Below are 2,297 nucleotides of genomic sequence, written 5' to 3'. Positions count from 1 at the left end.
CCACAGTTCATCCGAAAGCTTTTCAACGCTTACCGGTTCGGTCCTCCAGTTAGTGTTACCTAACCTTCAACCTGACCATGGGTAGATCACTTGGTTTCGCGTCTACTCCCTCCGACTATGGCGCCCTGTTCAGACTCGCTTTCGCTTCGGCTCCGTGACTGAATCACTTAACCTTGCCGGAGAAAGTAACTCGTAGGTTCATTATGCAAAAGGCACGCCGTCACACTCGAAAGTGCTCCGACCGCTTGTAGGCAGACGGGTTCAGGGTCTATTTCACTCCTCTATTCGAGGTTCTTTTCACCTTTCCCTCACGGTACTGGTTCGCTATCGGTCTCTCGGGAGTATTTAGCCTTACGGGATGGGCCCCGCTAATTCACACAGGATTTCTCGTGCCCCGCGCTACTCAGGATACTACTAAGCTTCGTCAGTAAGTCGTGTACCGGGCTTTCACCGTCTAGGGCCGTTCTTTCCAAAACGTTCCACTTTACTAAGTTCTTGCTATATCGTAGTCCTACAACCCCGATATTGCCTAAACAATATCGGTTTGGGCTCTTCCGCGTTCGCTCGCCACTACTTGCGGAATCATTTTTATTTTCTTCTCCTATGGGTACTTAGATGTTTCAGTTCCCCACGTTCGCTCCTCTTACGAGGTGTCAGATCTTCAATCTGACGGGTTGCCCCATTCGGAAATCTGAGGATCAAAGATTATTTGCATCTACCCCCAGCTTATCGCAGCTTATCACGTCCTTCTTCGCCTCCGAGAGCCAAGGCATCCACCGTCTGCCCTTGCTTACTTTCTTTTTTCCGGTTACCATACGGTAATTCGGATTGATATATCTTCAGCTTGCTCTTGTTACTTTATTTTACGTTGTCCATCATGTCAAAGATCTTTTACTCATTGCTGAGTCATGTGGAGAATAACGGATTCGAACCGTTGACCCTCTGCGTGCAAGGCAGATGCTCTAGCCAGCTGAGCTAATCCCCCTATTATTTTTGAGATTCGTTTGAGTAGTCCCAGGCAGAGTTGAACTGCCGACCTCTACATTATCAGTGTAGCGCTCTAACCAACTGAGCTATAGGACTGTCAACTTTGCCTTGACGTATTGTCTCAGCATCATTTTTCTCTCTTGCCGACTTTATTTCGTCGGTAGATCTATATTTTATACATATTCAACCGTAGTACAAGTTAACTAATACCTTAGATAACTTGATAACGAACTCTTCGCTCCAGAAAGGAGGTGTTCCAGCCGCACCTTCCGGTACGGCTACCTTGTTACGACTTAGCCCCAGTCATCGGTTTTACCCTAGGCCGATCCTTGCGGTTACGGACTTTAGGTACCCCCAACTCCCATGGCTTGACGGGCGGTGTGTACAAGGCCCGGGAACGTATTCACCGCGCCATGGCTGATGCGCGATTACTAGCGAATCCAGCTTCACGAAGTCGGGTTGCAGACTTCGATCCGAACTGAGACATGGTTTGGAGATTAGCATCCGGTCGCCCGGTAGCTGCCCTTTGTCCATGCCATTGTAACACGTGTGTCGCCCCGGATGTAAGGGCCGTGCTGATTTGACGTCATCCCCACCTTCCTCACAGCTTACGCTGGCAGTCTCTTTAGAGTCCTCAGCTCGACCTGTTAGTAACTAAAGATAAGGGTTGCGCTCGTTATGGCACTTAAGCCGACACCTCACGGCACGAGCTGACGACAACCATGCAGCACCTCGCAAATTGCTATTGCTAGAGAGGATGTTTCCACCCCTGTCAAAATGCGTTCAAACCCGGGTAAGGTTCCTCGCGTATCATCGAATTAAACCACATGTTCCTCCGCTTGTGCGGGCCCCCGTCAATTCCTTTGAGTTTCACCGTTGCCGGCGTACTCCCCAGGTGGATTACTTAACGCTTTCGCTGTAGAGCTTACTGTGTATCGCAAACTCCTAGTAATCATCGTTTACTGCGTGGACTACCAGGGTATCTAATCCTGTTTGATCCCCACGCTTTCGTGCTTCAGTGTCAGTTATAGTTTAGTAAGCTGCCTTCGCAATTGGAGTTCTGCGTGATATCTATGCATTTCACCGCTACACCACGCATTCCGCCTACCTCAAATATACTCAAGCCCCCCAGTTTCAACGGCAATTTTATGGTTGAGCCACAAACTTTCACCGCTGACTTAAAAAGCCACCTACGCACCCTTTAAACCCAATAAATCCGGATAACGCTCGGATCCTCCGTATTACCGCGGCTGCTGGCACGGAGTTAGCCGATCCTTATTCATAGGGTACATACAAAACAGGACACGTCC

2 tRNA genes and 2 rRNA genes are annotated in these 2,297 nt (G+C 49.2%); all 4 read right to left on the bottom strand.

What is annotated here, in order from left to right:
• A 23S ribosomal RNA gene (locus M1P97_RS26130) occupies positions 1–800 on the bottom strand; the annotation flags it as partial.
• A gap of 111 nt (positions 801–911) precedes the next feature.
• Positions 912–985: transfer RNA gene (locus tag M1P97_RS26125), tRNA-Ala, on the bottom strand.
• A gap of 24 nt (positions 986–1,009) precedes the next feature.
• Positions 1,010–1,083 (bottom strand) — tRNA-Ile (locus M1P97_RS26120).
• Positions 1,084–1,231: 148 nt separating this feature from the next.
• Positions 1,232–2,297 (bottom strand): 16S ribosomal RNA (locus M1P97_RS26115); the annotation flags it as partial.

This window comes from Parabacteroides leei, assembly GCF_023369805.1.
Lineage (GTDB): Bacteria > Bacteroidota > Bacteroidia > Bacteroidales > Tannerellaceae > Parabacteroides > Parabacteroides leei.
The sequence above is the reverse complement of the archived record's forward strand: the minus strand, read 5'-3'. Positions and strand labels throughout refer to the sequence as shown.